Raw genomic sequence first — 22,842 nt, forward strand, 5'->3', positions numbered from 1 at the left:
CTTCATATTTCGCCATATACCGGTTCAGGATTTTGAAGCTTTTCCACTTTCTCCTCCATACCGTTTTGTGCATTAATGAAAATGCGATATGTGTCATCTCCGAGCGTTCCTAAAAATTCATAGCAAAGCACTTCTTCATTCATGTTGTTCATAATAATCGCCTTTCTTTCTTCCATAATGGTAACATTCGGATTCATTTTTTTGCGCGCTTGCTCAATTGAAATTGCTGGTTTTGGAATCGTTCGTTCACGTTTTGACGATAAGTAGTCGCGAGCGGAAAAGCCGATAATGTTTCCGTCGTCTAGTGCGATTTTCATTTTAATTGATTCAGGGTAAATACGAACACCATCTTTTGCTGTGACGAACGTGAGCATAGCAACGTGATCGTATTGAGTGCTTTCGTACAATTCAAAGTTGTTAAATTTATGTTGCTTTAAAAACTGAAGCCCGCGCATCGTCGCTTCGTTTAAACTGATGTTTTGTTTATTAACAGGACGATTTTCAATGACCCAAATTGGATATCCTCCTCTTTCGGTAATATCCATATACGTTTCACTCTTCGTTTTCGGATTTTTAATCGTCACACTATAAAATGCATCACTTGCACCTTTTCCGCTATGAACGACTTCAATTTTTTCATTTCCTTTTAAACCGAGAAACGTTTTTGCGATTTGTTTTGCTTCTGCTTCCGTAATCTTTTTTCCAGAAATATGTTCAAATCCTTTTTCTCTTTTTTCTACGCTTGTGAACGAAGGACCGAAATCAGTTTCATTATAAGATTGAACATTTTTCTCTACCGTTTTAAATCCATCTATAATGGTGTTGTCGTTTGGACGATTGTTTGTCGCAAGTGCCAACTCGACATCCATCCAGCGCAAGTTGTTTTCTAATACAAGATGCTGGACGTTTCGTAACTCTTGTTGAATATCAGCAGATTTTTTGTATAGTTGTTGCAATGTTTTATATTCCTCTGCATTTAACGGCTGTTTATCCAAATCGCGAATGGCTGCACGATAGCTGAATGAACCAATATTCGATAAAAATTCTTCTGTTTTATTGAACGGCAAAAGAGAAAGTGGGAGCTGTCCAACGGTTGCGTGTGCTTCAGAAGCAAGGCGCCATACTTCTGCAAGCGCTGGCGACAACGATTGACGTGAGTTCATTGCAAGCGTTGTCCCAATTTGATCGTGAAGTAAGTCGATTTGATACGTTAAATCATGAAAGGCACGTTGATAATTGTTTTCAGCATGAATCAAAATGGCATTTTTTTGTTGATGCTCCTGATATCCCCAATAGGCTGTCCCTACAACGCCGATCGATAGTGCTCCAATGAGTAAAATTCGTAGCAAAAAGCTCCCCTCCTATTTACAAAAAATATGTTTTCCAATTCGTTTAATTTGTGGTCTACTCCAAATCCAACCGTTTGTCGCCGTATTTGGATTAAAATAATATAACGCTCCGCCTGACGGATCCCAGCCGTTTAACGCATCAAGCACAGCTTTGCGAGCTGTTTCGTTCGGAGTAAGCCAAATTTGCCCGTCTGCTACGGCTGTAAACGCTCCGGGTTCAAAAATGACGCCAGCTACTGTTTTTGGAAACGAAGGGCTATTGATACGATTTAAAATGACTGCTGCAACAGCCACTTGGCCGATATATGGTTCACCGCGTGCTTCCCCGTGTACAGCATTGGCCATCAATTGTATATCATTTTGGGAAAACCCGTTTGGCACATTTACCGCAGCTGCTTTGACACGTTTTACGGCTCTTTGTTTAGAGTTGCTACGTGTATTTGTCGTTTTTTTCGCAGTTGTTTGATTTTTGGCTTTCGTTTGCCGGACTTTTACTTGTTTGCTTAGCGGAACGCCACCGTAATGAGTAAATGTATTTCCTTTTCGCAAATTGTTATGAACAAATGATTTGTAATATTTTGAAGCTCGCACTAATTTTTTCTTTGTCGTTTCTCCGGCTAAACCATCTACGGGCAATTTAAATTTGTATTGAAAGTTTCGTAACGCCCAATACGTTCGCCAACTAAACACTCCATCAATTTTCCCTCGATAAAAGCCGAGATATTGCAATCTTGCTTGTAGTTCGATGACATCGTCACCGACAGCTCCGCGCTGGATAACTTGTTTAGAAAACGCGTGCACTTGCGATGTATAACTGAACGAAAAGATTAAAAACAAACAAATGAACCATTTGCGCATTGTGACTCCTCCCTTGTGTAAACAATACCTTTTGACGATATTTTTTGTCACAATGACGTTTTTATACATAACAAAACATAATAAAAAGCCAAGCGTTACGCCTGGCTTGATGATTGAGGGATCTCTATCGACATTCCTCTTGCAAGTTTTACTTTTCGTAAAGCGAGCCACCATAAAAAAATCATAAATGGAAGCATGTAATAAATCCAGCGTTCTTGTGTCAATAAAATGTAGTCGTATATGCCGTGAAATAAAAATGGGAGAAGGAAAGACAACCATATATAATTTTTTTCTTTCTTCGGCAAACTAAATTTTGCTCTTCCTAAATAAAAACCCATAATGACGCCGAATAGCGCATGGCTCGATACAGGTAAAAGCGCGCGGGTTACTGCAAATTCAACGCCGTTGGCAAATAAATATAAAATGTTTTCAAGCGTAGCAAACCCGAGCGATACACTTACTCCATACACAATGCCATCATACGGTTCATTAAATTCCCGATGATCATAAATGGCATAGTAAAACACAAACCATTTAAAAAATTCTTCCAATAAACCCGTTGATAAAAACGCTTCAACAAAATGGTTGGGCAACATATGCTCAACTTTTAAAACGTGTTGAATAAACATAAGTGGAAAAACTAAAAATGCACCGTATAAAAACATGCGTAAAACAAGTGATAACGGTTCGGTTTCGTATTCGTCCTTCAAATAAAAATAACTGAGCAACGCTAATCCGGGGGCAATCCCCGCAGAAATAATAGCCCACATAATTTCTTCCTCGTTCCCAATTCTTTTCTTTTCATTTTGATGGTATCATGTTATTGTCAAATTGAAAATGCTATGAGGTGTATTTTTCGTATAACGGAAATGTTTTAGTGAGGGGGATTTGCACATTGGTTAAAATTGGGGTGCCGTTAACGCTTGAACTAAAATATAGCGAACATATGGAAAAGTATAAGTGTAAAGTGGCTGAAATAGAAGACGGGAAAATTTACATTGATTATCCAATTGATATGAGCACAAACCGTACAGCATTTTTGTTAGACGGAACGCAGCTAAAGGTCAGTTTTGTCGGAGAAGATGAAGCAGTGTATGCGTTTGAAGCGGAAGTGCTAGGTCGCACAAAACGAAACATTCCGTTGCTCATTTTATCATATCCTGGAGACAATCAACTTCTTCGTATTCAACGTCGTCAGTTCGTGCGTGTCGATGCGATTGTTGATGTAGCGATTCATCCGTTACAAAATGAGTTTGTCCCATTTACGACCGTCACAAGCGACATAAGTGCAGGTGGGGCAGCGATTGTATTACCTCATCACGAAACAGGGATAAAACACGGGATGACCATTGAAATTTGGCTTGTGCTACATATGCGTTCAGGAGATTATCATTATTTACATTTTCCTGCCCGTGTTGTGCGTATATTTGAGGAAAACGTCGTAAAAGCATCCTTGGAGTTTTTGGAAGTGAACGATGTTGATCGTCTCACATTAATTCGTTACAGTTTTGAAAAACAACTTGAACTAAGAAAAAAGGAGCAACTTGACGCATAAACGTGCACTCCTTCTCCCATAATAAGAATAAAATGGTGCGGAGGGAAAGAAGTGAAGAACGTTGAACGTATGTTATGGAAATTAGCAATCATTCAGTTTATTTTTTTACTCCTTGCTCAATTTATTGTTTCTCATTCATCGTTGGCTCCTTATATTGTAAAAGTCGTTCATTACGAAGGTGTCATGAAAAATTCCGAAACAAAAACGATTGAAACATTCGACCAACGATAAGCGGTATGGTACAATATAAGAAGCAGGAGCATTCCTGCTTTTTTGTTGAAAACAAAATGATTTACGGGAGGCATTATGGAAAAGAAAATTTCGATCGCGATTGACGGACCGGCAGCTGCTGGAAAAAGCACGGTCGCGAAACGATTAGCAGAAGCTTTATCTTATGTCTATATTGATACAGGGGCGATGTATCGCGCCTTAACATATTGCGCGCTTCAGCGCGGTGTAGACGTTCATAACGAAAAACAATTAATGAATGTACTTCATGATACATATATTGAATTAAAGCCGTCGCCGAGTGGACAACTTGTATTTGCAAATGGTGAGAATGTGACCGAAGCTATTCGAACAAATGATGTTACAAACAACGTATCGTATGTAGCAAAACATCCAGCTGTGCGCGAAGAAATGGTAAAACGCCAGCGGGAGCTAGGGCAGCATGGCGGTGTCGTCATGGACGGCCGCGATATCGGTACGCACGTGTTGCCACATGCTGAAGTGAAAATTTTTTTACTTGCCTCTGTTGAAGAACGCGCGAAACGTCGTCATGAAGAAAACGTTTTAAGAGGCATTCCATCTGACTTCGAGCAGCTAAAAGAAGAAATTGCTCGGCGTGATCAAATCGATTCTGAGCGCGCAGTTGCTCCCTTAAGAAAAGCAGAAGACGCGATTGAAATCGATACAACATCGTTATCGATCGATGAAGTGGTCGATCGCATTATGTGCATCGTTCAAGAAAGGGTGGAGGGGTAGTGAGTTTTTACACGTTTGCCCGCACAGTTGTAAAACAAGTGCTGACTCCGCTTTACCGAATTGAAGTAAGCGGAGTGGAACATATTCCAAAAGAAGGTGCTGTCATTATTTGCGCCAACCACATTAGCAACCTAGATCCACCGATCGTTGGTATCACATGTCCGCGCCCTGTTCATTTTATGGCAAAAGAAGAACTGTTTCGCACACCGGTTGTAAAACAACTCGTTTCACGCTTACATGCGTTTCCTGTTCGTCGTGGAATGGGGGATCGTGAAGCACTAAGAACGGGTTTAGCTTTACTGAAAGAGGGAAAAGTACTTGGATTATTTCCTGAAGGAACGCGAAGTAAAGATGGAAAATTAAAAAAAGGATTGGCAGGGGCAGGTTTTTTTGCGTTGCGTAGCGAAGCGGTTGTTGTACCGTGTGCCATTATCGGTCCTTATCGCATTGGAAAAAAGTTGAAAGTTATATACGGTGCGCCCGTTGATTTCACGCCGTGGCGGGAAAGGAGAGCGAGCGCCGATGAAGTAACGGCAGTTATTATGGAACATATTCAACAACTTTTAAACGAACATCAATAGTTATGACTTGACAAAATGAGCGTTTTAATACAGATTAGTGAAAAAGGAATTTTTTTCTTTGTGTCGAATGGACGAACACATCGGTGTTCGCCCATTGAACATATATTTCTGTCGTTGAGCAGGTGTGGAGTGTAAGGAGGTATTCACTATGGAAGAGATGAATCAAGTCGATGTGCGTGTCTACGAAGTAGGCGACACAGTAAAAGGACAAGTGACGAAAGTAGAAGACAAGCAAGTGCTTGTCGATGTCGAAGGAAGCAAGCGAGTTGGTATTATTCCAATTAGTGAGCTATCAAGCCTTCATATCGAAAAAGCAAGCGATGTGCTGTCCACCGGAGATGCGGTTATCGCAAAAGTGAAAAAAGTAGAAGACGAAGCGCTTATTTTATCGAAAAAAGCAGCAGATGCGGAACAAGCTTGGGAAGATCTTGAGCGCAAACTTGCAAACGGTGAAACGTTTGACGTAGTCGTGAAAGATATTGTAAAAGGTGGACTCGTTGCGGATGTTGGTGTCCGTGCATTTATTCCAGCTTCGCTTGTTGAAAAAGATTTTGTTGAAGACTTCACAGACTACAAAGGACGTACATTGGCTGTAAAAGTCATTGAGCTTGACCGCGAAAAAAATCGCGTCGTTTTATCACATCGAGCTGTTATTGAAGAAGAAGAGTCATCGAAAAAGAAAGCCGCATTACAGTCGCTTCAAGTTGGTCAAGTGCTTGAAGGAACGGTTGCGCGTATCACAAACTTTGGCGTATTCGTCAATATCGGTGATGTCGATGGTCTTGTACATATTTCTCAGCTTGCTCATGCACGTGTAGATCATCCGTCAGATGTCGTAAAAGAAGGCGATGTCGTGAAAGTCAAAGTGCTTGCCATTGATGAGGAGAGCGGTCGCGTTTCTTTATCGATGAAAGCGGCACTTCCAGCTCCGTGGGATGACATTGAACAAAAAATAAAAGAAGGCGACGTGTTAGAAGGCACTGTGAAACGTTTGGCGCCATTTGGAGCATTTGTCGAAGTATTGCCAGGCGTAGAAGGGCTTGTTCATATTTCGCAAATTTCAACGAAACATATCGGAACGCCGCACGAAGTGTTAAAAGAAGGCGATGTCGTAAAAGTTAAAGTGCTTGCCGTAAATGAACAAGAAAAACGATTATCGTTAAGCATTCGTGAGTTGCTTGAAGATGACGTACAAGAAGACTATCGTGAATATACAACTTCAACAGAAACGACAGGATTCCAAATTGGCGAAGTGATTGGAGAGCAGTTAAAAAAATTAAAATAACATGGTGATCGCAGTGGAACGTGCAAAACGAAAATTACAACATATTGAATACGCCCTCGCAACAGGACAACGTCGCTTGCACGGATTTGAAGATGTTACATTTGTGCACAATAGCTTGCCGAATATATCCACTGCCCATATCGATTTACAAACAAAAATCGGCGAACTTTCTTTACGTTCGCCGATTTTTATTAATGCGATGACGGGTGGTGGAGGTGCGGAGACGACAAAAATTAATGAACAGCTTGCTTACGTCGCAAATGAATATGGCTTAGCCATGGCCGTTGGTTCGCAGATGGTCGCTTTAAAAGATGAGAGAGAGCAACAGTCGTTTACCATTATTCGTCAAGTCAATAAGCATGGTATTGTATTCGCCAATTTAGGTAGCGAGGCAACGGTTGACGAGGCGAAACGTGCAATCGATATGATCGAGGCGAATGCGCTTCAAATTCATTTAAATGTCGTCCAAGAGTTAGTGATGCCTGAAGGAGACCGCAATTTTTGCGGGGCGCTTTCACGCATTGAACAAATTGTCTCTGCTGTTGATGTGCCTGTGATCGTAAAAGAAGTCGGATTTGGAATGAGCAAAGAAACAGCACGAAAGTTAGAAGATATTGGTGTGTGTGCCGTTGATGTCGGTGGATTTGGGGGGACAAATTTTGCGCAAATTGAAAATAAGCGGCGTGAAAACCAACTTGATTACTTTAACGAATGGGGAATAACAACGACAGCATCGATTGCGGAAGTGGCGTCCGAAGTCCAGCGTATAAGCATTATCGGAAGCGGAGGAGTACAACATGCACTCGATGTGGCCAAATGTATTGCTCTTGGTGCTTCTGCGGTAGGCATGGCGGGCTATATGTTGCGTCTCTTGATTGAAAAAGGAGTGGACGCACTTATGGCAGACATCAATCAGTTGCACGAAGATTTAACGGTCATCATGACCGCACTAGGTACTCGAACGATTTTTGACTTACAAAAAGCTCCCCTCGTCATTACCGGAAAAACGCATCATTGGTTGCGCGAGCGAGGTATTGAAACAACGCGTTATAGCCAACGATAACGAAAAAGGTGTCCCAAAAAATGGGGCACCTTTTTGATATTTGTAGAAGCTTATTTTTCTGTTTTTGTGCTTCCTTTAAAATTTTTCGCAGGATCGCGATCAGACTCCACGCGTCGCGATTGCTTTAACTTTTTCTCTTGGCGATCTTTCCCCATCTTGATCCCTCCTTGCTTATTTTATTTTGCCCGCTCTCTTTTTTCACATACGGAGATTAAATTTTTAAAAATAAGACATAATGGAAAGTGGAGGTGTTATGGTGGAAGGAAGTTATTTTTATTGGCTTTCTTGGTGTTTATGGATGATTTACACTTTTTTCGCTCCGAAAAATCGTGTGCGCCTGCTTATTTGCCTATATATTTTATTATTAATTACGTTGTCTGCGCATGATGTAACTATTTATTCGTTCCACATGTCACTTGCATACATCTTGATGTTGATGGTTAGCTACTCTTTTGTAATGGAAAAAACAGGAAGATCATTCATTTATTTTGCGTTTGCAAGTGCTAGTATGACGATGTTGTATGCAGCTTTTCATTTTTTATTATTGTTCGATCCGGTTTGGGTGTTTACTGAAGCGACATGGTTGCTTGCGCTCGTCCTTTTGTTTACATCGTTTGTACTATATCGCTCATTTTATGATCGTTTACTTGTGTTAACGGTCGGTTGTTGTCAAGGTGATTTCTTATACGCATTTGTGTTAAAGCAATTTTCCTTTCCCCATTTGATCGGTTCTCTTTCTTTTTTGGATGGATGGGTGTTAGCGAGCGCCTGTTTATTTGGATGGCAATGGCTTGAACAGTTACCGATGTACATCGATACACGATTTCAAAAACGAGCAAGGGAGGTTAAGACGTGAACGAATATACGTACCCGATTTTATTTGGCGTAACGGTCGGTGTGTTAACGCGTCTATATTTATTAAAGACGGACTACCGTCAATATCCAACGTATTTGCATGGGAAAATTATTCATATTGCACTTGGTTTTATTGCAGCTGGACTTGGAACGATTGCGGTGCCCGCCATTATGGAGAAAGAGTTTGCAGCTATCACATTTTTAGCATTAGCTGCTTCGCAGTTTCGTGACGTGCGCAACATGGAACGGAATACGTTAAATGAGCTTGACCAATACGAGCTTGTTCCGCGCGGCAAGACGTACATTGAAGGGATTGCGATTGTTTTTGAAGGGAGAAACTATTTGGTTATTTTTGCGTCATTTTTAAGCACGTTTGCTTATTTAGTTTGGAATATATGGCTTGGAATTGTTGCGACTGCCATTTCGTTTATCCTTGCTCGCAAATTCATGTCCGGCAGTCGGCTTGGTGATATTGTCGAAGTGGAATATGTAAAACCACATTTTAAAGGGGCGGGGTTGTATGTTGATAATATTTACATCATGAATATCGGGTTAGAAGCACGTCGCGAAGAAATTTTACGGTATGGCATGGGCTTTATTTTAAAGCCGAAAAACTTTAACGCTCGCTCTACGATCGCAAATCTTGGTCAACGCCAAGCAATTTTACATGATATTTCAACAGCATTAGGCGTATATCGCGACTCGGGCACGCCAGCGCTCGTGCCGCTCGCGAAGCGTGATTTAGATGATGGTCGAGTTGGCATTTTTATTTTACCGCAAGAAAAAGATATCGAAAAAGCAAAAGCGATCATTCGTAATGTACCGACGTTAGAAAATGCAATTCGCATGCCGACGAAGTCTGAAACGAATCAAGCAGGGAAGGTGTTAAAATGACCGTAGAAAAAATGATTTTAGCTGTTATTACGACGTCACCACATAAAGTGGCGGGCGGGGTGACGTTCGTTTGTGAAACCGATGAAGAAATGCAGCGCATCGCAGCCAATTTAGAGGCGATTTTAGATGGCATTGCTCATGCATTAAGCGATGATTTGCTCATTATTGTGAAACATTGATTTTTTTGATAAAATGGGAAAGCTAGCCCCTTCAGTGGAAGGGCTTCTTTTTTGTTCGGGTTTCGAATTTTAGTGAAGGAGTGTGAGAATATGTCGAAACCGGTTGTAGCGATCGTTGGTCGCCCAAATGTCGGGAAGTCAACGATTTTTAATCGCATTGTCGGAGAACGTATTTCTATTGTAGAAGATGTACCAGGAGTAACGCGCGATCGAATTTATAGTAGTGCGGAGTGGTTAAATACAACATTTAACATTATTGATACAGGTGGGATTGATATTGGCGATGAGCCGTTATTAACACAAATTCGTCAACAGGCAGAAATTGCGATCGACGAAGCGGACGTCATCATTTTTATGACAAACGGTCGAGATGGCGTCACAGCAGCAGACGAAGAAGTAGCGAAAATTTTATATCGTTCTAACAAACCGGTCGTTCTAGCCGTAAACAAAATTGACAATCCAGACATGCGTGAAAACATTTATGACTTTTATACGCTCGGATTCGGAGAGCCGATTCCGATTTCTGGCACGCACGGACTAGGCATCGGAGATTTGCTCGATGCGGTCGTTGCTCATTTTCCTAAGCGTGAAACGAAAGAATACGATGCGGATGTTATAAAGTTTTGTTTAATTGGTCGTCCGAACGTTGGAAAATCATCACTTGTTAACGCTATTTTAGGGGAAGAACGGGTCATTGTGAGCGATATCGCAGGAACGACGCGCGATGCGATCGATACAACGTTCAAGAGAGATGGACAAGAATATGTCATTATTGATACAGCAGGGATGCGCAAAAGAGGAAAAGTGTATGAAAGCACCGAAAAATATAGTGTATTGCGAGCGCTAAAAGCGATCGAGCGCTCCGATGTGGTGCTTGTCGTCATTAACGCTGAAGAAGGGATTATTGAGCAAGATAAAAAAATTGCTGGGTATGCGCATGAAGCGGGTCGAGGTGTCGTCATCGTTGTAAACAAATGGGATGCAATTGAAAAAGATGAGAAGACGATGAACGAGTTCGAGAAAAAAATTCGCGATCACTTTCAATTTCTCGACTATGCACCGATCGTATTCGTATCCGCAAAAACGAAACAACGGTTGCATAAGTTGCTTCCTGTTATTCAAATGGTAAGCGAAAATCATGCGATGCGTGTCCAAACAAATGTATTGAATGAAGTGCTTATGGATGCGATTGCGATGAATCCGACACCGACACATAATGGCCAACGATTAAAAATTTACTATATGACGCAAGTTGCAGTGAAACCACCAACGTTCGTTGTGTTTGTCAACGATCCTGAACTCATGCATTTTTCGTATGAACGCTTTTTAGAAAACCGTATTCGCGATACGTTCGGATTTGAAGGAACACCGATTAAAATCATTGCACGTCCGCGAAATTAAAGGGGTGATCAGATGGTTGCAGTATTAGGTGCTGGTAGTTGGGGCACAGCTTTGGCGATCGTCCTTGCAGATAATGGACATGACGTTCGTCTTTGGGGACAGCGTCAAGAACAAATCGATGAAATTAATGAAAAACATATGAATGAAAAATATTTGCCGAATATTCATCTTCCTGAAGCGATTGTTGGCTATGTAGATCTTGCCAAAGCGCTTGAAGGGGTTGAAACGGTCGTATTAGCTGTTCCAACGAAAGCGATTCGCGATGTATTACAGCGCGTTCGCACATGCGTGAAACAGCCGATTACGATCGTTTCGGTTAGCAAAGGAATCGAACCGGATACACATAAACGTATTTCAGAAATTATTGAAGAAGAAATGCCAGCCCATTTGTTACAAGACGTCGTCGTTTTATCAGGACCGAGCCATGCGGAAGAAGTGAGCTTACGCCATCCGACAACGGTAACAGTATCATCGAAAAATATGGAAGCAGCCGAGCGCATTCAAGATTTATTTATGAATCATCAATATTTTCGCGTATATACAAACCCAGATTTAATCGGAGTGGAAATTGGTGGGGCGTTAAAAAACATTATTGCGCTAGCTGCTGGCATTACGGATGGGCTTGGTTATGGGGATAATGCCAAAGCGGCGCTTATGACGCGAGGGCTTGCGGAAATGGCTCGTCTTGGTAGCCGTCTCGGTGCCAATCCGCTAACATTTGCAGGATTGACAGGGATCGGTGATTTAATTGTGACGTGTACAAGCGTTCATTCGCGCAACTGGCGTGCGGGCAATTTGCTTGGCAAAGGATATGCGCTTGATGACGTGCTAGCAAATATGGGAATGGTTGTCGAAGGTGTGCGAACGACTAAAGCTGCCTATCAGTTAGCGAAAAAAATGAACGTCGATATGCCAATTACAAATGCGCTTTACGATGTGTTGTTTAACGGAAAAGATGTAAAAAGTGCAGTAGATTCGTTGATGGCGCGTGGAAAAACATCGGAACTTGAAGATTTGGCAAACATTTCGCTATAATTTTCTTTGAAATAGGCATGTGAAGAGCGCTTTGTTATAGATATTGCATACAATGCTATAAAAACATTCTCAGACTCGAATGGATGGTGCATGTTTAGTCATCGTCTGAAGTAAAGACGCCCCGCTTTACTTCAGCTTTTTTATGTGACGACGGGATAAAAGAAAGCGAGGGAGAGCGATGTCACCAGGTCTTTTAAAAATGTGGATTTCATTAACAGGAATCGGTTTAATGTTTGTTGCCGTATTTTCGATTTATTTTAGTCGATATAAGGTAAAAAACAAGATTATCAAAATCATTTTAGCGACGATTGCATACATAAGTATGATCATCGCTGGCCTCATTATCGTATTTGTCGTATTTAGCGGGCCGGTTCAAGAATAAAAGGATGGATGAAAGATGAAAAAGTGGCTATATTCTATAATGATTGCTATTTTATCAGTCTTATTATCTGGATGTTTATATCCGCAAGAGCGATTAGCACAAAACAAAATTCCGTATAAAGAACAAGTCGATCGTGTGCAACAAGCTGTAAATGAGTATCGACAAGCGACAGGTGGGTTACTACCAATTAAAACACGTGATATGTCTACACCAATTTATCAAAAATATCCGATTGATTTCAATTTGCTTGTGCCGCGATATATGGCTGAGCCGCCAGGAAACGCATTTGAAAGCGGTGGGGTGTATCAATATGTTCTCGTTGATGTAGAAACAAATCCGACAGTGAAATTGCTAGATTTGCGAGCGGCAGAAGCGATTCGCGATTTAAAATTGCGCATTCGTATGTATCAAGATGCGCATGGTTACCCGCCATTTAAAGAAATGTTGGCGAAAGGGGTATTTACGCTCGATTATAAGAAACTTCGTTTAGACGCACCTCCTCATGTTGTCAGCCCATATTCAGGCAAAAATCTTCCGCTCATTATTGACGGCAAAGGAGAAATTTATATCGACTATCGCATGGATTTGTACGAAAAACTGCAAACAGAGCCTCATAACTATCGATACGGGGACGATATTCGCGATCTGCTTGTCAAACATTCGCTTTTCGTACCTGCATATTCCCTTCCTTATACGATTGATGAAAAGAAAAAAGAGCCAATTTTTCTTGTGAAATAAGTCATGATCCCTTCCCTAAATAAATACATTTTAGAGAAGGGATTTTTTAGTCATAAACAAATAGGACAACAACATATGCATATAATGTCCTCATATGTTTTAAATATAAGGGAGGGAAGGCAGTTGGAAAAGGTCGATCTTTTTAAAGATATTGCTGAACGAACAGGCGGAGATATTTATTTAGGAGTGGTCGGAGCCGTTCGAACGGGCAAATCGACATTTATTAAAAAGTTTATGGAACTTGTTGTAATTCCGAATATTCAAAACGAAGCAGATAAAGCTCGTGCGCAAGACGAACTGCCACAAAGTGCAGCAGGAAAAACGATTATGACGACAGAACCGAAATTTGTCCCAAACCAAGCGGTAAAAGTAAAAGTAGACGATGGACTTGAAGTGAACATTCGTCTTGTCGATTGTGTCGGTTATACTGTACAAGGCGCAAAAGGGTTTGAAGATGAAAATGGACCACGCATGATTCATACACCATGGTATGAAGAACCAATCCCATTTCAAGAAGCGGCAGAAATCGGTACACGAAAAGTTATTCAAGAACATTCGACGATTGGTGTCGTCATTACAACCGATGGCTCAATTGGAGAAATTCCGCGCGAAAATTATGTCGAAGCGGAAGAACGTGTCGTCAACGAATTAAAAGAAGTTGGCAAGCCGTTTATTATGATTATTAATACAGTACGTCCACAACATCCAGAAACAGAAACGTTGAAGCGGCAATTAAGCGAAAAATACGACATCCCGGTGCTAGCCTTGAGTGTGGAAGGGATGCGGGAAGCCGATGTGTATCAAGTGCTTCGTGAAGCATTATATGAATTTCCAGTATTAGAGGTGAACGTCAATTTACCGAACTGGGTTATGGTATTGCGCGAAAACCATTGGTTGCGCGAGAGCTATCAAGATGCGGTGCGTGATACTGTGAAAGATATTAAGCGATTGCGCGATGTCGACCGCGTTGTGCAGCAATTTAGCGAATATGACTTCATTGACGAAGCACGTTTAGCTGGCATTGAAATGGGGCAAGGTATTGCAGAAATTGATTTATATGCTCCAGATGAGTTGTACGATCAAATTTTAAAAGAAGTTGTCGGCGTTGAAATTCGTGGGAAAGATCATTTGTTGCAATTAATGCAAGATTTTGCTTATGCGAAAGCGGAATACGATCAAATTGCCGATGCGCTTCGCATGGTGAAACAAACAGGTTATGGCATTGCTGCTCCGTCGCTTTCTGATATGAGCTTAGATGAACCGGAAATTATTCGTCAAGGATCTCGCTTTGGCGTGCGGCTAAAAGCTGTGGCACCGTCCATTCATATGATTAAAGTGGATGTGGAATCGGAATTTGCACCGATTATCGGAACAGAAAAACAAAGCGAAGAGCTCGTCCGTTACTTAATGCAAGATTTTGAGGACGATCCGCTTTCCATTTGGAACTCTGATATTTTTGGTCGTTCGCTCAGCTCCATTGTTCGCGAGGGCATTCAAGCGAAACTAGCACTTATGCCTGAAAATGCCCGCTATAAATTAAAAGAAACGTTAGAGCGCATCATTAACGAAGGCTCCGGTGGACTAATCGCGATCATTTTATAAAAAGACTCCGTTTGGGGTCTTTTTTGCTTTGAAACAAAAATTTTCTCTTGCAGTAAAAAAGCGCGATATGATAATCTTTATTCAGAAAATGTTAGGTTCGTTGGAGAATAGTAGGCAAATTGCATGATTTTACTCGAAAAATGTTGAATTATGAGCAAGAATCAGTTAATATAAGGCATGTTAATGTATAGAAACAATAGAAAGTGTAAACAACTGAAAGTAATGTATGATACATATGCTTTGGGAGGAGGTGAGTGGCATGAACAAAACGGAATTAATCAACGCGGTAGCTGAAGCAAGTGGCCTTTCTAAAAAAGATGCATCTAAAGCGGTTGATGCTGTTTTTGACGCAATTACAGAAGCGCTTAAAAACGGTGATAAAGTGCAATTAATCGGTTTTGGTAACTTCGAAGTACGTGAGCGTGCGGCGCGCAAAGGACGCAACCCGCAAACAGGAGAAGAAATCGAGATTGCTGCAAGCAAAGTTCCTGCTTTCAAACCTGGGAAAGCGTTAAAAGATGCTGTAAAGTAAGAAATTACATACAGCCAAAAGAGGTAGCCGGTTGCGAGCTGCCTCTTCTTTTTTGCCTTTTTTCATCTTTATATGCTAGAATCGGATTACGTGAAGTTGAATGGTAGGAGGATGCAACAAATGAATGTACAACAAATTGAACAAGCGGTTCGCTTAATTTTAGAAGCGATTGGCGAAGATCCAAATCGTGAAGGGTTGCTCGATACACCGAAGCGGGTAGCAAAAATGTATGCGGAAGTGTTTTCTGGTTTAACCGAAGATCCGAAAGTGCACTTGCAAACGGTATTTAGTGAAGACCATGAAGAACTTGTCCTCGTCAAAGACATTCCGTTTTATTCAATGTGTGAACATCATCTTGTTCCGTTTTTTGGTGTGGCCCACGTCGCATACATTCCACGTGGCGGAAAAGTGACGGGATTGAGCAAACTAGCACGAACGGTCGAAACTGTTGCGCGACGACCGCAATTACAAGAACGAATTACAGCAACGGTAGCCGATGCCATTATGGAGACGCTCGAACCGCATGGGGTGATGGTTGTTGTGGAGGCTGAACATATGTGTATGACGATGCGTGGTGTGAAAAAGCCAGGAGCGAAAACAGTTACAACTGCGGTACGTGGAACGCTTGCAACAGATGACAAAGCTCGTTCCGAAATATTAGCGCTGATTAAATAGGAGGGATTGTATGATGCAAGGTGATTATGTGGTGATTAAAGCGTTAGAAGACGGAGTGAATGTCATCGGGCTAACGCGTGGCTCAGATACGCGCTTTCATCATTCTGAAAAGCTTGATCAAGGGGAAGTGCTTATTGCTCAATTTACAGAGCATACATCAGCGATTAAAGTGCGCGGAAAAGCACTTATTCAAACGCAACATGGCGAAATCCAATCTGATGCGAAAAATCATCGTTAACGTGAAGAAGGTTTATGATATAATAAAGTTTGAGTTTTTGGGAAGCAAGGGTGATGAGTCATGGATATGCAACAGCAAATCGAACAAGTACGAACGCGCATTCAACGGGCAATCGCCCATTCGTATGTAGATCGCTATATACAACCACGCATGATCGATGAGGATCGCATATCGTTTGCTCTTTCTATGTTACGTTCGGCTCGAGTGGAAGAAAACATCGCACTCGATTATGTGTTTGCTATGATGTTAATTCAACTCGCCCTTGACACCCATGATGAAGTAGATGAGCAACAAATTTCACAACAAAAGCAGTTGACTGTACTTGCGGGAGATTTATATAGCGGATTGTACTACGACTTTTTAGCGCGACGACATGACATTTCACTCATTCGTCGTTTTGCCGAAGCGATTAAAGAGATCAATATAAAAAAAATTCACTTGCAGCAATTGTCGTCAAATGATCTTGAGCGTTTTCATTGCATCGCTGTCATTGAATCTGCATTGCTTCGGCAGCTTGCAGAACACGTGCATGCCCATGAGTGGGGGGAAGTAGCGTATTACTTATTTGCGCTAAAACGTGTTTATCGCGAGAAAACGGAGTCAGAAACCTCGATCAATTACATCGATCACTGCAAGCGAAAATTACAAGATCTTCTCCCGTTTCATGTACATGAAGAAATAAAAGAGCAATTCTCTCATCTCCTCGTTTGATTTCAGTTGAAAGAAGGGGATTTTATGCAACAATCGAAGGAAGAACGTGTGCATCGCGTGTTCGAAAAAATTTCTGATCATTACGATCGGATGAATTCTGTTATTAGCTTTAAACGTCATGTCGCATGGCGGAAAGATACGATGAAACGAATGAACGTACAAAAAGGAACGAAAGCGCTCGATGTATGTTGTGGAACGGCAGATTGGACGATCGCGTTAGCCGAAGCCGTTGGACCTAACGGTGAAGTGTATGGACTCGATTTTAGTCGTAATATGCTAAAGGTTGGGGAGGAAAAAGTAAAAGAACGCGGTTTTCAGCACGTGACACTCGTACATGGCAATGCGATGAGCTTGCCGTTTCCTGATAACACGTTCGATTATGTCACAATCGGTTTCGGATTGCGAAACGTACCTGATTATATGACAGTATTAAAAGAAATGTATCGCGTCGCAAAACCAGGCGGAAAAGTTGTTTGTTTAGAAACATCACAACCGACGCTTATCGGTTTTCGACAGCTGTACTATGCGTATTTTCGTTATATCATGCCTTTTTTCGGGAAAATTTTTGCGAAAAGTTACGAAGAATACTCGTGGTTGCAAGAGTCAGCACGTGAATTTCCAGGAATGGACGAGCTAGCGGATATGTTTCGGCAGGCTGGTTTTGTAAACGTACAAGTGAAACCGTATACGTTTGGAGTGGCAGCGATGCATCTCGGACATAAACCTGATGGATGTTAAGGTGAATTATAATGAAGCTAAAAGCGATGTATTCGTTTTTGAACGGGGATTTAAACAAAATTGAAGAACAATTAAAACTGACCGTGCAAACGTCTGATCCGCTCGTTAATGAAGCATCGTTACATTTGCTTGAGGCGGGTGGAAAGCGCATTCGACCGGTGTTTGTTTTGCTCGGTGGACAATTTGGTACATATCATTTTGAGAAGATGAAGCGAGTAGCTGTCGCGCTCGAGCTCATTCATATGGCATCTCTTGTCCATGACGATGTGATTGATGGGGCGATGTTACGACGCGGAAAAGAGACGATTCAAGCGAAATGGGGCGATCGGTTCGCGATGTATGTTGGCGACTATTTGTTCGCTCGGGCGCTTGAGCAAATGTGCGAAATTGATGATCCAGTTGCCCACCGCATTTTAGCTAACACCATTGTGGAAGTATGTCGAGGAGAAATTGAGCAAATTAGTGATAAATATCGATTCGATCAAAATTTACGTCGCTATTTGCAACGAATTAAAAGAAAAACGGCGTTGCTCATTGCGGCAAGTTGCCAACTTGGCGCGGTCGTAGCAGGAGCGCCAGAAGCTGTGCATAAAACATTGTATTGGTTTGGTTATTACGTCGGTATGTCGTTTCAAATTACAGACGACATTCTTGATTTCATTGGAACAGAAAAACAACTCGGCAAACCGGCAGGAAGCGACTTATCACAAGGGCATGTGACGCTCCCTGTTTTATATGCAATGAAAGAGCGGACGGTAAAAGAACAAATTATGAAAGTAAACGAACATACGACAAATCGTGAAATGGCGGATGTCATTGATGGGATTAAGCGAACAAATGCGATTGAAAAATCGTATGAGCTTGGGGATCGCTATTTGCAAAAAGCACTCGATACGTTACAAAAACTGCCACGCAACCGTGCTTGGACCGCGCTTTATAACATTGCAAAGTATATTGGTAAGCGAAAATATTAAAAAATTAAATCGTTTTCATGGCGAATATTGCTAATTTGCGTACGAAATGATATAATTGCAAGGGAGTCAGTTCCAATACATAACGTATCAGGGGTGGAGAATTCGTCATGGAAAGAACATTTCTAATGGTCAAACCAGATGGGGTACAACGCGGTGTTATCGGTGACATCGTTGCTCGTTTTGAGCGCAAAGGTTTTCAGCTTGTTGGTGCAAAGTTGATGCAAGTATCGCGTGAACTTGCTGAACAACATTATGCGGAGCATAAAGAGCGTCCGTTTTTCGGTGAGCTCGTTGAATTTATTACGTCCGGTCCAGTATTTGCGATGGTATGGGAAGGCGAAAATGTTATCGCAACAGCTCGTCAAATGATGGGGAAAACGAACCCGCAAGAAGCGTTGCCAGGCACAATTCGCGGTGATTTCGGCTTAACAGTCGGAAAAAATATTATTCACGGCTCTGACTCGAAAGAGAGCGCGGCGCGCGAAATTCAACTATTTTTCAAAGAGGAAGAACTCGTTTCCTACAGCAAGCTAATGAACGAGTGGGTATATTAAAAAAGGTAGGCACATGCCTATCTTTATTTTTTATTTCTGTTTTTTCACATTTTCGTTATACTGTATGTATGAAAGAAAAGGAAGAGGAGTTTTTTGTATGAGTGATTATCAACAATTTATTGCAAACGTGAAACGAAAGACAGGCATCGATTTAGCGCTATACAAAGAAGCGCAAATGAAACGGCGATTAACTTCTCTCTATGAAAAGAAAGGATTTAAAAATTTTGATGAATTTTTTCGGGCGATGAATCATGACCAAGCGTTGTATCATGAGTTTTTAGACCGCATGACGATTAACGTATCTGAATTTTTCCGCAATGCAAAACGATGGGAAGTGTTGGAGAAAAAAATTATTCCGAAACTTCTTGAAAAAAACAAACGGTTAAAAGTATGGAGCGCTGCTTGCTCAACTGGAGAAGAACCGTATACATTGGCCATCATTTTATCTAAGTTTATGCCATTATCGCAAGTATCTGTATTAGCTACTGACATTGATGATAACGCTATGGCTCGTGCGAAGCTTGGTATTTATATGGAGCGTTCCCTTCAAGAAGTGCCAGAGGACGTGAAGAAAAAATTTTTTGTCAAAGAAGGATCCCACTATAAAATTATCGATGACATTAAACGAACAGTAACGTTTAAAAAACATAATTTGCTTTCCGATCCATTCGATACGAATTTTGACTTAATCGTTTGCCGAAACGTACTTATTTACTTTACGGAAGAAGCAAAACATGAATTGTACTTAAAGTTTAATCGCGCTCTTCGCTCTGGGGGAATTTTTTTCGTCGGTAGCACGGAACAAATTTTTAATCCAACGGTATACGGTTTTGAAGTAGAAGATACGTTTTTTTATCGAAAAATGTAGTTGCGGCCGAATTCGGTCGTTTTCTGTGCAATTAAGGGGTTACGTCTGCGGGAAAAATGTGCTATATTCATACATAATCGCTTTAAAGAGATGAAGGGAGAGAGAGAATTGCGGTACTTAACAGCTGGTGAATCACATGGTCCACAATTAACAACCATTATTGAAGGCGTCCCTGCAGGATTGACGCTTTTAGCGGAGCATATTAACGAAGATTTGGCGCGCCGACAAAAAGGATATGGTCGCGGGCGACGCATGCAAATTGAAAAAGACGAAGTAAAAATTTTAAGCGGTGTCCGTCATGGAAAAACGCTCGGTTCTCCGATTACACTCGTTGTTGAAAATCGCGATTGGAAACATTGGACGAACATTATGGGTATCGAACCGCCTGCTGATGATACAGAAGAAGTGAAACGAAAAGTAACACGTCCGCGTCCGGGACATGCGGACTTAAATGGAGCAATAAAGTATGGTCATCGTGATATGCGCAATGTGTTAGAGCGCTCTTCTGCACGTGAGACAACGGTGCGGGTGGCAGCAGGAGCGGTAGCGAAGCGCATTTTAGCAGAATTAGGTATTCGTATCGCCAGTCATGTCGTTGAAATTGGTGGGGTAAAGGCGGAACATACCGCATATACATCGCTTGAGGAATTACAACAAGTGACAGAACAATCTCCTGTTCGCTGTTTTGATGCAGAAGCGGAAAAAAAGATGATGGCGGCCATTGATGAAGCGAAAGAAAAAGGCGATTCGATTGGTGGAATTGTCGAAGTCATTGTTGAAGGTGTTCCAGTTGGTGTCGGGAGCTATGTGCATTATGATCGGAAGCTAGATGCAAAAATTGCTGCGGCGATCGTGAGCATTAACGCATTTAAAGGCGTTGAGTTCGGTATCGGATTTGAAGCGGCACGTCGCTTTGGAAGCGAAGTGCACGACGAAATTATATGGAGCGAAGAAACGGGATATACGCGCAAAACGAACCGACTTGGCGGATTTGAAGGCGGGATGACGACGGGTATGCCGATCGTTGTACGCGGAGTGATGAAGCCGATTCCAACGTTATATAAGCCGCTTATGAGTGTCGATATAGAAACAAAAGAACCGTTTGCGGCAAGCATCGAACGCTCTGATAGTTGCGCAGTTCCAGCAGCAAGCGTCGTGGCCGAAGCCGTTGTAGCATGGGAAATTGCGAATGCTATTGTCGAACAATTTGGACAAGATCGCATCGATTTGATCATCGAAAATGTCGAAGCGATGCGCCGGTACGCAAAGGAGTTTTAATGATGAAACGCATTCACATCGCTACGCCGTCGAAACGATATGAAGTCGTTATTGGAAATGAACTATTACCTATGCTTGATCGCATGATTGACCGCGTCTGTCCAAATGTGACAGCAGTACTCATTATTACAGATGAAACGGTTGCTTCGCTTTATTTAGCTGATGTGCAGCATGTTCTTCGTCAAACATATGACCGTGTATACACGCATATTATTCCGAGTGGAGAAGAAGCGAAGTCATTTGAACAATTTTATGCATGCCATACGGCAGCGTTAACAAATCATCTCGATCGTCATTCGTTAATTGTTGCGCTCGGGGGAGGGGTCGTCGGAGATTTAGCCGGTTTTGTTGCAGCGACATATATGCGCGGCATTCGTTTCATTCAAGTACCGACAACGCTACTTGCGCACGATAGTGCTGTTGGAGGAAAAACGGCTATCAATCATCCGCTTGGAAAAAATATGATCGGAGCTTTTTACCAGCCTGAACTCGTTTTTTACGATATTTCCTTACTTCATACGCTTCCTGAACGAGAAATGAGGTCAGGTTTCGCAGAAATTATGAAACACTCCTTAATTTATGATCGCGCTTTTTTCGGCTGGTTACAAGCGAACGTGCAACAGCTAGATGATTTACGTGGCGATCGTTTGCAATATGCGATTCAAAGAGGGATTGAAATTAAAGCAGCTATTGTCGCCAAAGATGAAAAAGAGCAAGGGGTTCGCGCTTATTTAAACTTTGGTCATACGCTCGGTCATGCTTTAGAAAGTGAACTCGGCTATGGGGTAATGACGCATGGAGATGCGGTTGCCCTCGGCATGTTATTTGCTATTTTTGTGAGCGAGCGTTTTTACAATCAACCGCTTTTTTATTCGTCATTTCGGACGTTATTCCATCGTTACGGTTTTCCGACATCCCTTCCGTCACACGTATCGCCTGAACGTTTGCTCGACAAAATGAAAAAAGATAAAAAAGCGAAAGATCAAACGGTGCGTATGGTGCTAATGAAAGAGATCGGAACCGTATGTGTTGAACAAATAAGCGATGAACAACTATTGCGATGGTTATACGCGTTTGCCGAAGAAGGGAGAGGAAAGTGTGATTCGAGCGATTCGCGGGGCAACGACGGTAAATGATAACGATGAACGAGAAATTATAGACGAGACGAAGCGATTGCTGACAGAAATGATTCGTCAAAACGATGTACATGCAGAAGATGTTGTATCCATTCTTATTTCGATGACAGATGATTTAAACGCCACGTTTCCAGCTAAGGCATTGCGTCATTTCGACGGTTGGACGTATGTTCCTGTTATGTGTATGCGAGAAATTAACGTTCCTCATGCATTGCCGAAATGTATTCGCGTCATGATGACTGTACATACGAAGCGCTCACAGCAAGATATTCACCACATATATTTACGTGATGCCGTCCAGCTTCGGCCAGATCTACAGTTGACAAAAAAGTCAGACATATAATATGATGATTTATAAGCTAGTTGAGTAGAGTAAG

The 22,842-nt window shown here is 41.8% G+C and carries 29 protein-coding genes; 25 read left to right on the forward strand and 4 right to left on the reverse strand.

Annotated elements, in window-relative coordinates:
* Nucleotides 1–2: 2 nt before the first annotated feature.
* The 3 genes from ypeB to prsW all read right to left on the reverse strand — a co-directional run bounded on the left by ypeB (nucleotide 3) and on the right by prsW (nucleotide 2,977).
* Nucleotides 3–1,349, reverse strand: a complete 1,347-nt coding sequence (ypeB, locus tag NSQ23_RS06310; RefSeq protein ID WP_339173793.1) for a germination protein YpeB — start codon at nucleotides 1,347–1,349, stop codon at nucleotides 3–5.
* 12 nt (nucleotides 1,350–1,361) lie between these two features.
* Nucleotides 1,362–2,207: a spore cortex-lytic enzyme gene (sleB, locus tag NSQ23_RS06315; protein WP_035018577.1), complete on the reverse strand. Its 846-nt coding sequence runs from the start codon at nucleotides 2,205–2,207 to the stop codon at nucleotides 1,362–1,364.
* A 95-nt stretch (nucleotides 2,208–2,302) separates the two neighbouring features.
* Nucleotides 2,303–2,977 carry a glutamic-type intramembrane protease PrsW gene (gene prsW / locus NSQ23_RS06320; protein ID WP_004889807.1) on the reverse strand — a complete coding sequence of 225 codons (675 nt, stop codon included), beginning with the start codon at nucleotides 2,975–2,977 and terminating at the stop codon, nucleotides 2,303–2,305.
* Nucleotides 2,978–3,102: 125 nt separating this feature from the next.
* On the opposite strand from prsW, the gene NSQ23_RS06325 reads away from it, so the two are divergent.
* The 6 genes from NSQ23_RS06325 to fni all read left to right on the forward strand — a co-directional run bounded on the left by NSQ23_RS06325 (nucleotide 3,103) and on the right by fni (nucleotide 7,675).
* A complete protein-coding gene (locus NSQ23_RS06325; RefSeq protein WP_004889809.1) occupies nucleotides 3,103–3,762 on the forward strand; it encodes a flagellar brake domain-containing protein in 660 nt (219 codons plus the stop codon).
* A gap of 51 nt (nucleotides 3,763–3,813) precedes the next feature.
* The gene (locus NSQ23_RS06330) at nucleotides 3,814–3,993 is read left to right on the forward strand and encodes a YpfB family protein (RefSeq protein ID WP_035018578.1); all 180 of its coding nucleotides are present in this window, start codon (nucleotides 3,814–3,816) and stop codon (nucleotides 3,991–3,993) included.
* A gap of 75 nt (nucleotides 3,994–4,068) precedes the next feature.
* The gene (gene cmk, locus NSQ23_RS06335) at nucleotides 4,069–4,746 is read left to right on the forward strand and encodes a (d)CMP kinase (RefSeq protein ID WP_064214469.1); all 678 of its coding nucleotides are present in this window, start codon (nucleotides 4,069–4,071) and stop codon (nucleotides 4,744–4,746) included.
* Entirely contained in the window at nucleotides 4,746–5,327 is a 582-nt protein-coding gene (locus NSQ23_RS06340) for a lysophospholipid acyltransferase family protein (protein WP_004889813.1), read from the forward strand. Before cmk ends, NSQ23_RS06340 begins: the two co-directional genes overlap by 1 nt.
* Before the next feature lie 148 nt (nucleotides 5,328–5,475).
* Nucleotides 5,476–6,612 carry a 30S ribosomal protein S1 gene (rpsA, locus tag NSQ23_RS06345; RefSeq protein WP_339173802.1) on the forward strand — a complete coding sequence of 379 codons (1,137 nt, stop codon included), beginning with the start codon at nucleotides 5,476–5,478 and terminating at the stop codon, nucleotides 6,610–6,612.
* A gap of 13 nt (nucleotides 6,613–6,625) precedes the next feature.
* Nucleotides 6,626–7,675: a type 2 isopentenyl-diphosphate Delta-isomerase gene (gene fni / locus NSQ23_RS06350; protein WP_339173805.1), complete on the forward strand. Its 1,050-nt coding sequence runs from the start codon at nucleotides 6,626–6,628 to the stop codon at nucleotides 7,673–7,675.
* A gap of 50 nt (nucleotides 7,676–7,725) precedes the next feature.
* On the opposite strand, the gene NSQ23_RS06355 is transcribed toward fni, so the two are convergent.
* Nucleotides 7,726–7,830 (reverse strand): YpzI family protein, encoded by a 105-nt coding sequence (locus NSQ23_RS06355; RefSeq protein WP_091700416.1) that lies wholly within the window; start codon nucleotides 7,828–7,830, stop codon nucleotides 7,726–7,728.
* A 98-nt stretch (nucleotides 7,831–7,928) separates the two neighbouring features.
* On the opposite strand from NSQ23_RS06355, the gene NSQ23_RS06360 reads away from it, so the two are divergent.
* From NSQ23_RS06360 to aroH, 19 genes are all read left to right on the forward strand, one after another.
* Complete coding sequence (locus NSQ23_RS06360; RefSeq protein WP_339173810.1) at nucleotides 7,929–8,531, forward strand: hypothetical protein; 603 nt, start codon at nucleotides 7,929–7,931, stop codon at nucleotides 8,529–8,531.
* Nucleotides 8,528–9,424, forward strand: coding sequence for a YIEGIA family protein (locus NSQ23_RS06365; protein WP_064214419.1), 897 nt, complete (start codon nucleotides 8,528–8,530; stop codon nucleotides 9,422–9,424). The genes NSQ23_RS06360 and NSQ23_RS06365 overlap by 4 nt, the downstream gene beginning before the upstream one ends.
* Nucleotides 9,421–9,603, forward strand: coding sequence for a hypothetical protein (locus NSQ23_RS06370; protein ID WP_004889819.1), 183 nt, complete (start codon nucleotides 9,421–9,423; stop codon nucleotides 9,601–9,603). Before NSQ23_RS06365 ends, NSQ23_RS06370 begins: the two co-directional genes overlap by 4 nt.
* 90 nt (nucleotides 9,604–9,693) lie before the next feature.
* On the forward strand, nucleotides 9,694–11,004 hold the full coding sequence (gene der, locus NSQ23_RS06375; RefSeq protein ID WP_004889820.1) for a ribosome biogenesis GTPase Der: 1,311 nt from the start codon (nucleotides 9,694–9,696) through the stop codon (nucleotides 11,002–11,004).
* Nucleotides 11,005–11,016: 12 nt separating this feature from the next.
* Entirely contained in the window at nucleotides 11,017–12,039 is a 1,023-nt protein-coding gene (locus NSQ23_RS06380; RefSeq protein WP_004889821.1) for an NAD(P)H-dependent glycerol-3-phosphate dehydrogenase, read from the forward strand.
* Nucleotides 12,040–12,217: 178 nt separating this feature from the next.
* A complete protein-coding gene (locus NSQ23_RS06385) occupies nucleotides 12,218–12,421 on the forward strand; it encodes a DUF2768 domain-containing protein (RefSeq protein WP_004889822.1) in 204 nt (67 codons plus the stop codon).
* Nucleotides 12,422–12,436: 15 nt separating this feature from the next.
* On the forward strand, nucleotides 12,437–13,159 hold the full coding sequence (locus NSQ23_RS06390) for a hypothetical protein (RefSeq protein ID WP_004889823.1): 723 nt from the start codon (nucleotides 12,437–12,439) through the stop codon (nucleotides 13,157–13,159).
* 123 nt (nucleotides 13,160–13,282) lie between these two features.
* Nucleotides 13,283–14,761, forward strand: a complete 1,479-nt coding sequence (gene spoIVA / locus NSQ23_RS06395; protein ID WP_004889832.1) for a stage IV sporulation protein A — start codon at nucleotides 13,283–13,285, stop codon at nucleotides 14,759–14,761.
* 259 nt (nucleotides 14,762–15,020) lie between these two features.
* Nucleotides 15,021–15,293, forward strand: a complete 273-nt coding sequence (locus NSQ23_RS06400; protein ID WP_003394524.1) for an HU family DNA-binding protein — start codon at nucleotides 15,021–15,023, stop codon at nucleotides 15,291–15,293.
* A 111-nt stretch (nucleotides 15,294–15,404) separates the two neighbouring features.
* The gene (gene folE, locus NSQ23_RS06405; protein ID WP_064221157.1) at nucleotides 15,405–15,968 is read left to right on the forward strand and encodes a GTP cyclohydrolase I FolE; all 564 of its coding nucleotides are present in this window, start codon (nucleotides 15,405–15,407) and stop codon (nucleotides 15,966–15,968) included.
* Between the two features lie 10 nt (nucleotides 15,969–15,978).
* Complete coding sequence (gene mtrB, locus NSQ23_RS06410) at nucleotides 15,979–16,206, forward strand: trp RNA-binding attenuation protein MtrB (protein ID WP_004889838.1); 228 nt, start codon at nucleotides 15,979–15,981, stop codon at nucleotides 16,204–16,206.
* Nucleotides 16,207–16,266: 60 nt separating this feature from the next.
* Nucleotides 16,267–16,917 carry a heptaprenyl diphosphate synthase component 1 gene (locus tag NSQ23_RS06415; RefSeq protein ID WP_004889840.1) on the forward strand — a complete coding sequence of 217 codons (651 nt, stop codon included), beginning with the start codon at nucleotides 16,267–16,269 and terminating at the stop codon, nucleotides 16,915–16,917.
* Nucleotides 16,918–16,941: 24 nt separating this feature from the next.
* Nucleotides 16,942–17,655: a demethylmenaquinone methyltransferase gene (locus NSQ23_RS06420; RefSeq protein WP_004889842.1), complete on the forward strand. Its 714-nt coding sequence runs from the start codon at nucleotides 16,942–16,944 to the stop codon at nucleotides 17,653–17,655.
* 11 nt (nucleotides 17,656–17,666) lie between these two features.
* Nucleotides 17,667–18,629, forward strand: a complete 963-nt coding sequence (gene hepT / locus NSQ23_RS06425) for a heptaprenyl diphosphate synthase component II (RefSeq protein ID WP_004889843.1) — start codon at nucleotides 17,667–17,669, stop codon at nucleotides 18,627–18,629.
* Between the two features lie 107 nt (nucleotides 18,630–18,736).
* Nucleotides 18,737–19,183 (forward strand): nucleoside-diphosphate kinase, encoded by a 447-nt coding sequence (gene ndk / locus NSQ23_RS06430; RefSeq protein WP_004889845.1) that lies wholly within the window; start codon nucleotides 18,737–18,739, stop codon nucleotides 19,181–19,183.
* A gap of 97 nt (nucleotides 19,184–19,280) precedes the next feature.
* Nucleotides 19,281–20,051 (forward strand): protein-glutamate O-methyltransferase CheR, encoded by a 771-nt coding sequence (locus NSQ23_RS06435; RefSeq protein ID WP_004889849.1) that lies wholly within the window; start codon nucleotides 19,281–19,283, stop codon nucleotides 20,049–20,051.
* Between the two features lie 108 nt (nucleotides 20,052–20,159).
* Nucleotides 20,160–21,329, forward strand: a complete 1,170-nt coding sequence (aroC, locus tag NSQ23_RS06440; protein WP_004889851.1) for a chorismate synthase — start codon at nucleotides 20,160–20,162, stop codon at nucleotides 21,327–21,329.
* On the forward strand, nucleotides 21,329–22,465 hold the full coding sequence (gene aroB / locus NSQ23_RS06445; RefSeq protein ID WP_004889853.1) for a 3-dehydroquinate synthase: 1,137 nt from the start codon (nucleotides 21,329–21,331) through the stop codon (nucleotides 22,463–22,465). Before aroC ends, aroB begins: the two co-directional genes overlap by 1 nt.
* Nucleotides 22,428–22,808 carry a chorismate mutase gene (aroH, locus tag NSQ23_RS06450; RefSeq protein WP_004889854.1) on the forward strand — a complete coding sequence of 127 codons (381 nt, stop codon included), beginning with the start codon at nucleotides 22,428–22,430 and terminating at the stop codon, nucleotides 22,806–22,808. The genes aroB and aroH overlap by 38 nt, the downstream gene beginning before the upstream one ends.
* Nucleotides 22,809–22,842: the final 34 nt, after the last annotated feature.

The organism is Anoxybacillus sp. FSL W8-1294, assembly GCF_037965005.1.
Taxonomy (GTDB): domain Bacteria; phylum Bacillota; class Bacilli; order Bacillales; family Anoxybacillaceae; genus Anoxybacillus; species Anoxybacillus flavithermus_G.

What these genes read in the sequence shown, in the direction of transcription:
- sleB (WP_035018577.1), bottom strand. Translation starts at nt 2,207, where the DNA reads ATGCGCAAATGGTTCATTTGTTTGTTTTTAATCTTTTCGTTCAGTTAT.
- prsW (WP_004889807.1), bottom strand. Translation starts at nt 2,977, where the DNA reads ATGTGGGCTATTATTTCTGCGGGGATTGCCCCCGGATTAGCGTTGCTC.
- cmk (WP_064214469.1), top strand. Translation starts at nt 4,069, where the DNA reads ATGGAAAAGAAAATTTCGATCGCGATTGACGGACCGGCAGCTGCTGGA.
- rpsA (WP_339173802.1), top strand. Translation starts at nt 5,476, where the DNA reads ATGGAAGAGATGAATCAAGTCGATGTGCGTGTCTACGAAGTAGGCGAC.
- NSQ23_RS06355 (WP_091700416.1), bottom strand. Translation starts at nt 7,830, where the DNA reads ATGGGGAAAGATCGCCAAGAGAAAAAGTTAAAGCAATCGCGACGCGTG.
- NSQ23_RS06360 (WP_339173810.1), top strand. Translation starts at nt 7,929, where the DNA reads ATGGTGGAAGGAAGTTATTTTTATTGGCTTTCTTGGTGTTTATGGATG.
- NSQ23_RS06370 (WP_004889819.1), top strand. Translation starts at nt 9,421, where the DNA reads ATGACCGTAGAAAAAATGATTTTAGCTGTTATTACGACGTCACCACAT.
- der (WP_004889820.1), top strand. Translation starts at nt 9,694, where the DNA reads ATGTCGAAACCGGTTGTAGCGATCGTTGGTCGCCCAAATGTCGGGAAG.
- NSQ23_RS06380 (WP_004889821.1), top strand. Translation starts at nt 11,017, where the DNA reads ATGGTTGCAGTATTAGGTGCTGGTAGTTGGGGCACAGCTTTGGCGATC.
- NSQ23_RS06385 (WP_004889822.1), top strand. Translation starts at nt 12,218, where the DNA reads ATGTCACCAGGTCTTTTAAAAATGTGGATTTCATTAACAGGAATCGGT.
- NSQ23_RS06390 (WP_004889823.1), top strand. Translation starts at nt 12,437, where the DNA reads ATGAAAAAGTGGCTATATTCTATAATGATTGCTATTTTATCAGTCTTA.
- NSQ23_RS06400 (WP_003394524.1), top strand. Translation starts at nt 15,021, where the DNA reads ATGAACAAAACGGAATTAATCAACGCGGTAGCTGAAGCAAGTGGCCTT.
- folE (WP_064221157.1), top strand. Translation starts at nt 15,405, where the DNA reads ATGCAACAAATGAATGTACAACAAATTGAACAAGCGGTTCGCTTAATT.
- mtrB (WP_004889838.1), top strand. Translation starts at nt 15,979, where the DNA reads ATGATGCAAGGTGATTATGTGGTGATTAAAGCGTTAGAAGACGGAGTG.
- NSQ23_RS06415 (WP_004889840.1), top strand. Translation starts at nt 16,267, where the DNA reads ATGGATATGCAACAGCAAATCGAACAAGTACGAACGCGCATTCAACGG.
- NSQ23_RS06420 (WP_004889842.1), top strand. Translation starts at nt 16,942, where the DNA reads ATGCAACAATCGAAGGAAGAACGTGTGCATCGCGTGTTCGAAAAAATT.
- hepT (WP_004889843.1), top strand. Translation starts at nt 17,667, where the DNA reads ATGAAGCTAAAAGCGATGTATTCGTTTTTGAACGGGGATTTAAACAAA.
- ndk (WP_004889845.1), top strand. Translation starts at nt 18,737, where the DNA reads ATGGAAAGAACATTTCTAATGGTCAAACCAGATGGGGTACAACGCGGT.
- NSQ23_RS06435 (WP_004889849.1), top strand. Translation starts at nt 19,281, where the DNA reads ATGAGTGATTATCAACAATTTATTGCAAACGTGAAACGAAAGACAGGC.
- aroB (WP_004889853.1), top strand. Translation starts at nt 21,329, where the DNA reads ATGATGAAACGCATTCACATCGCTACGCCGTCGAAACGATATGAAGTC.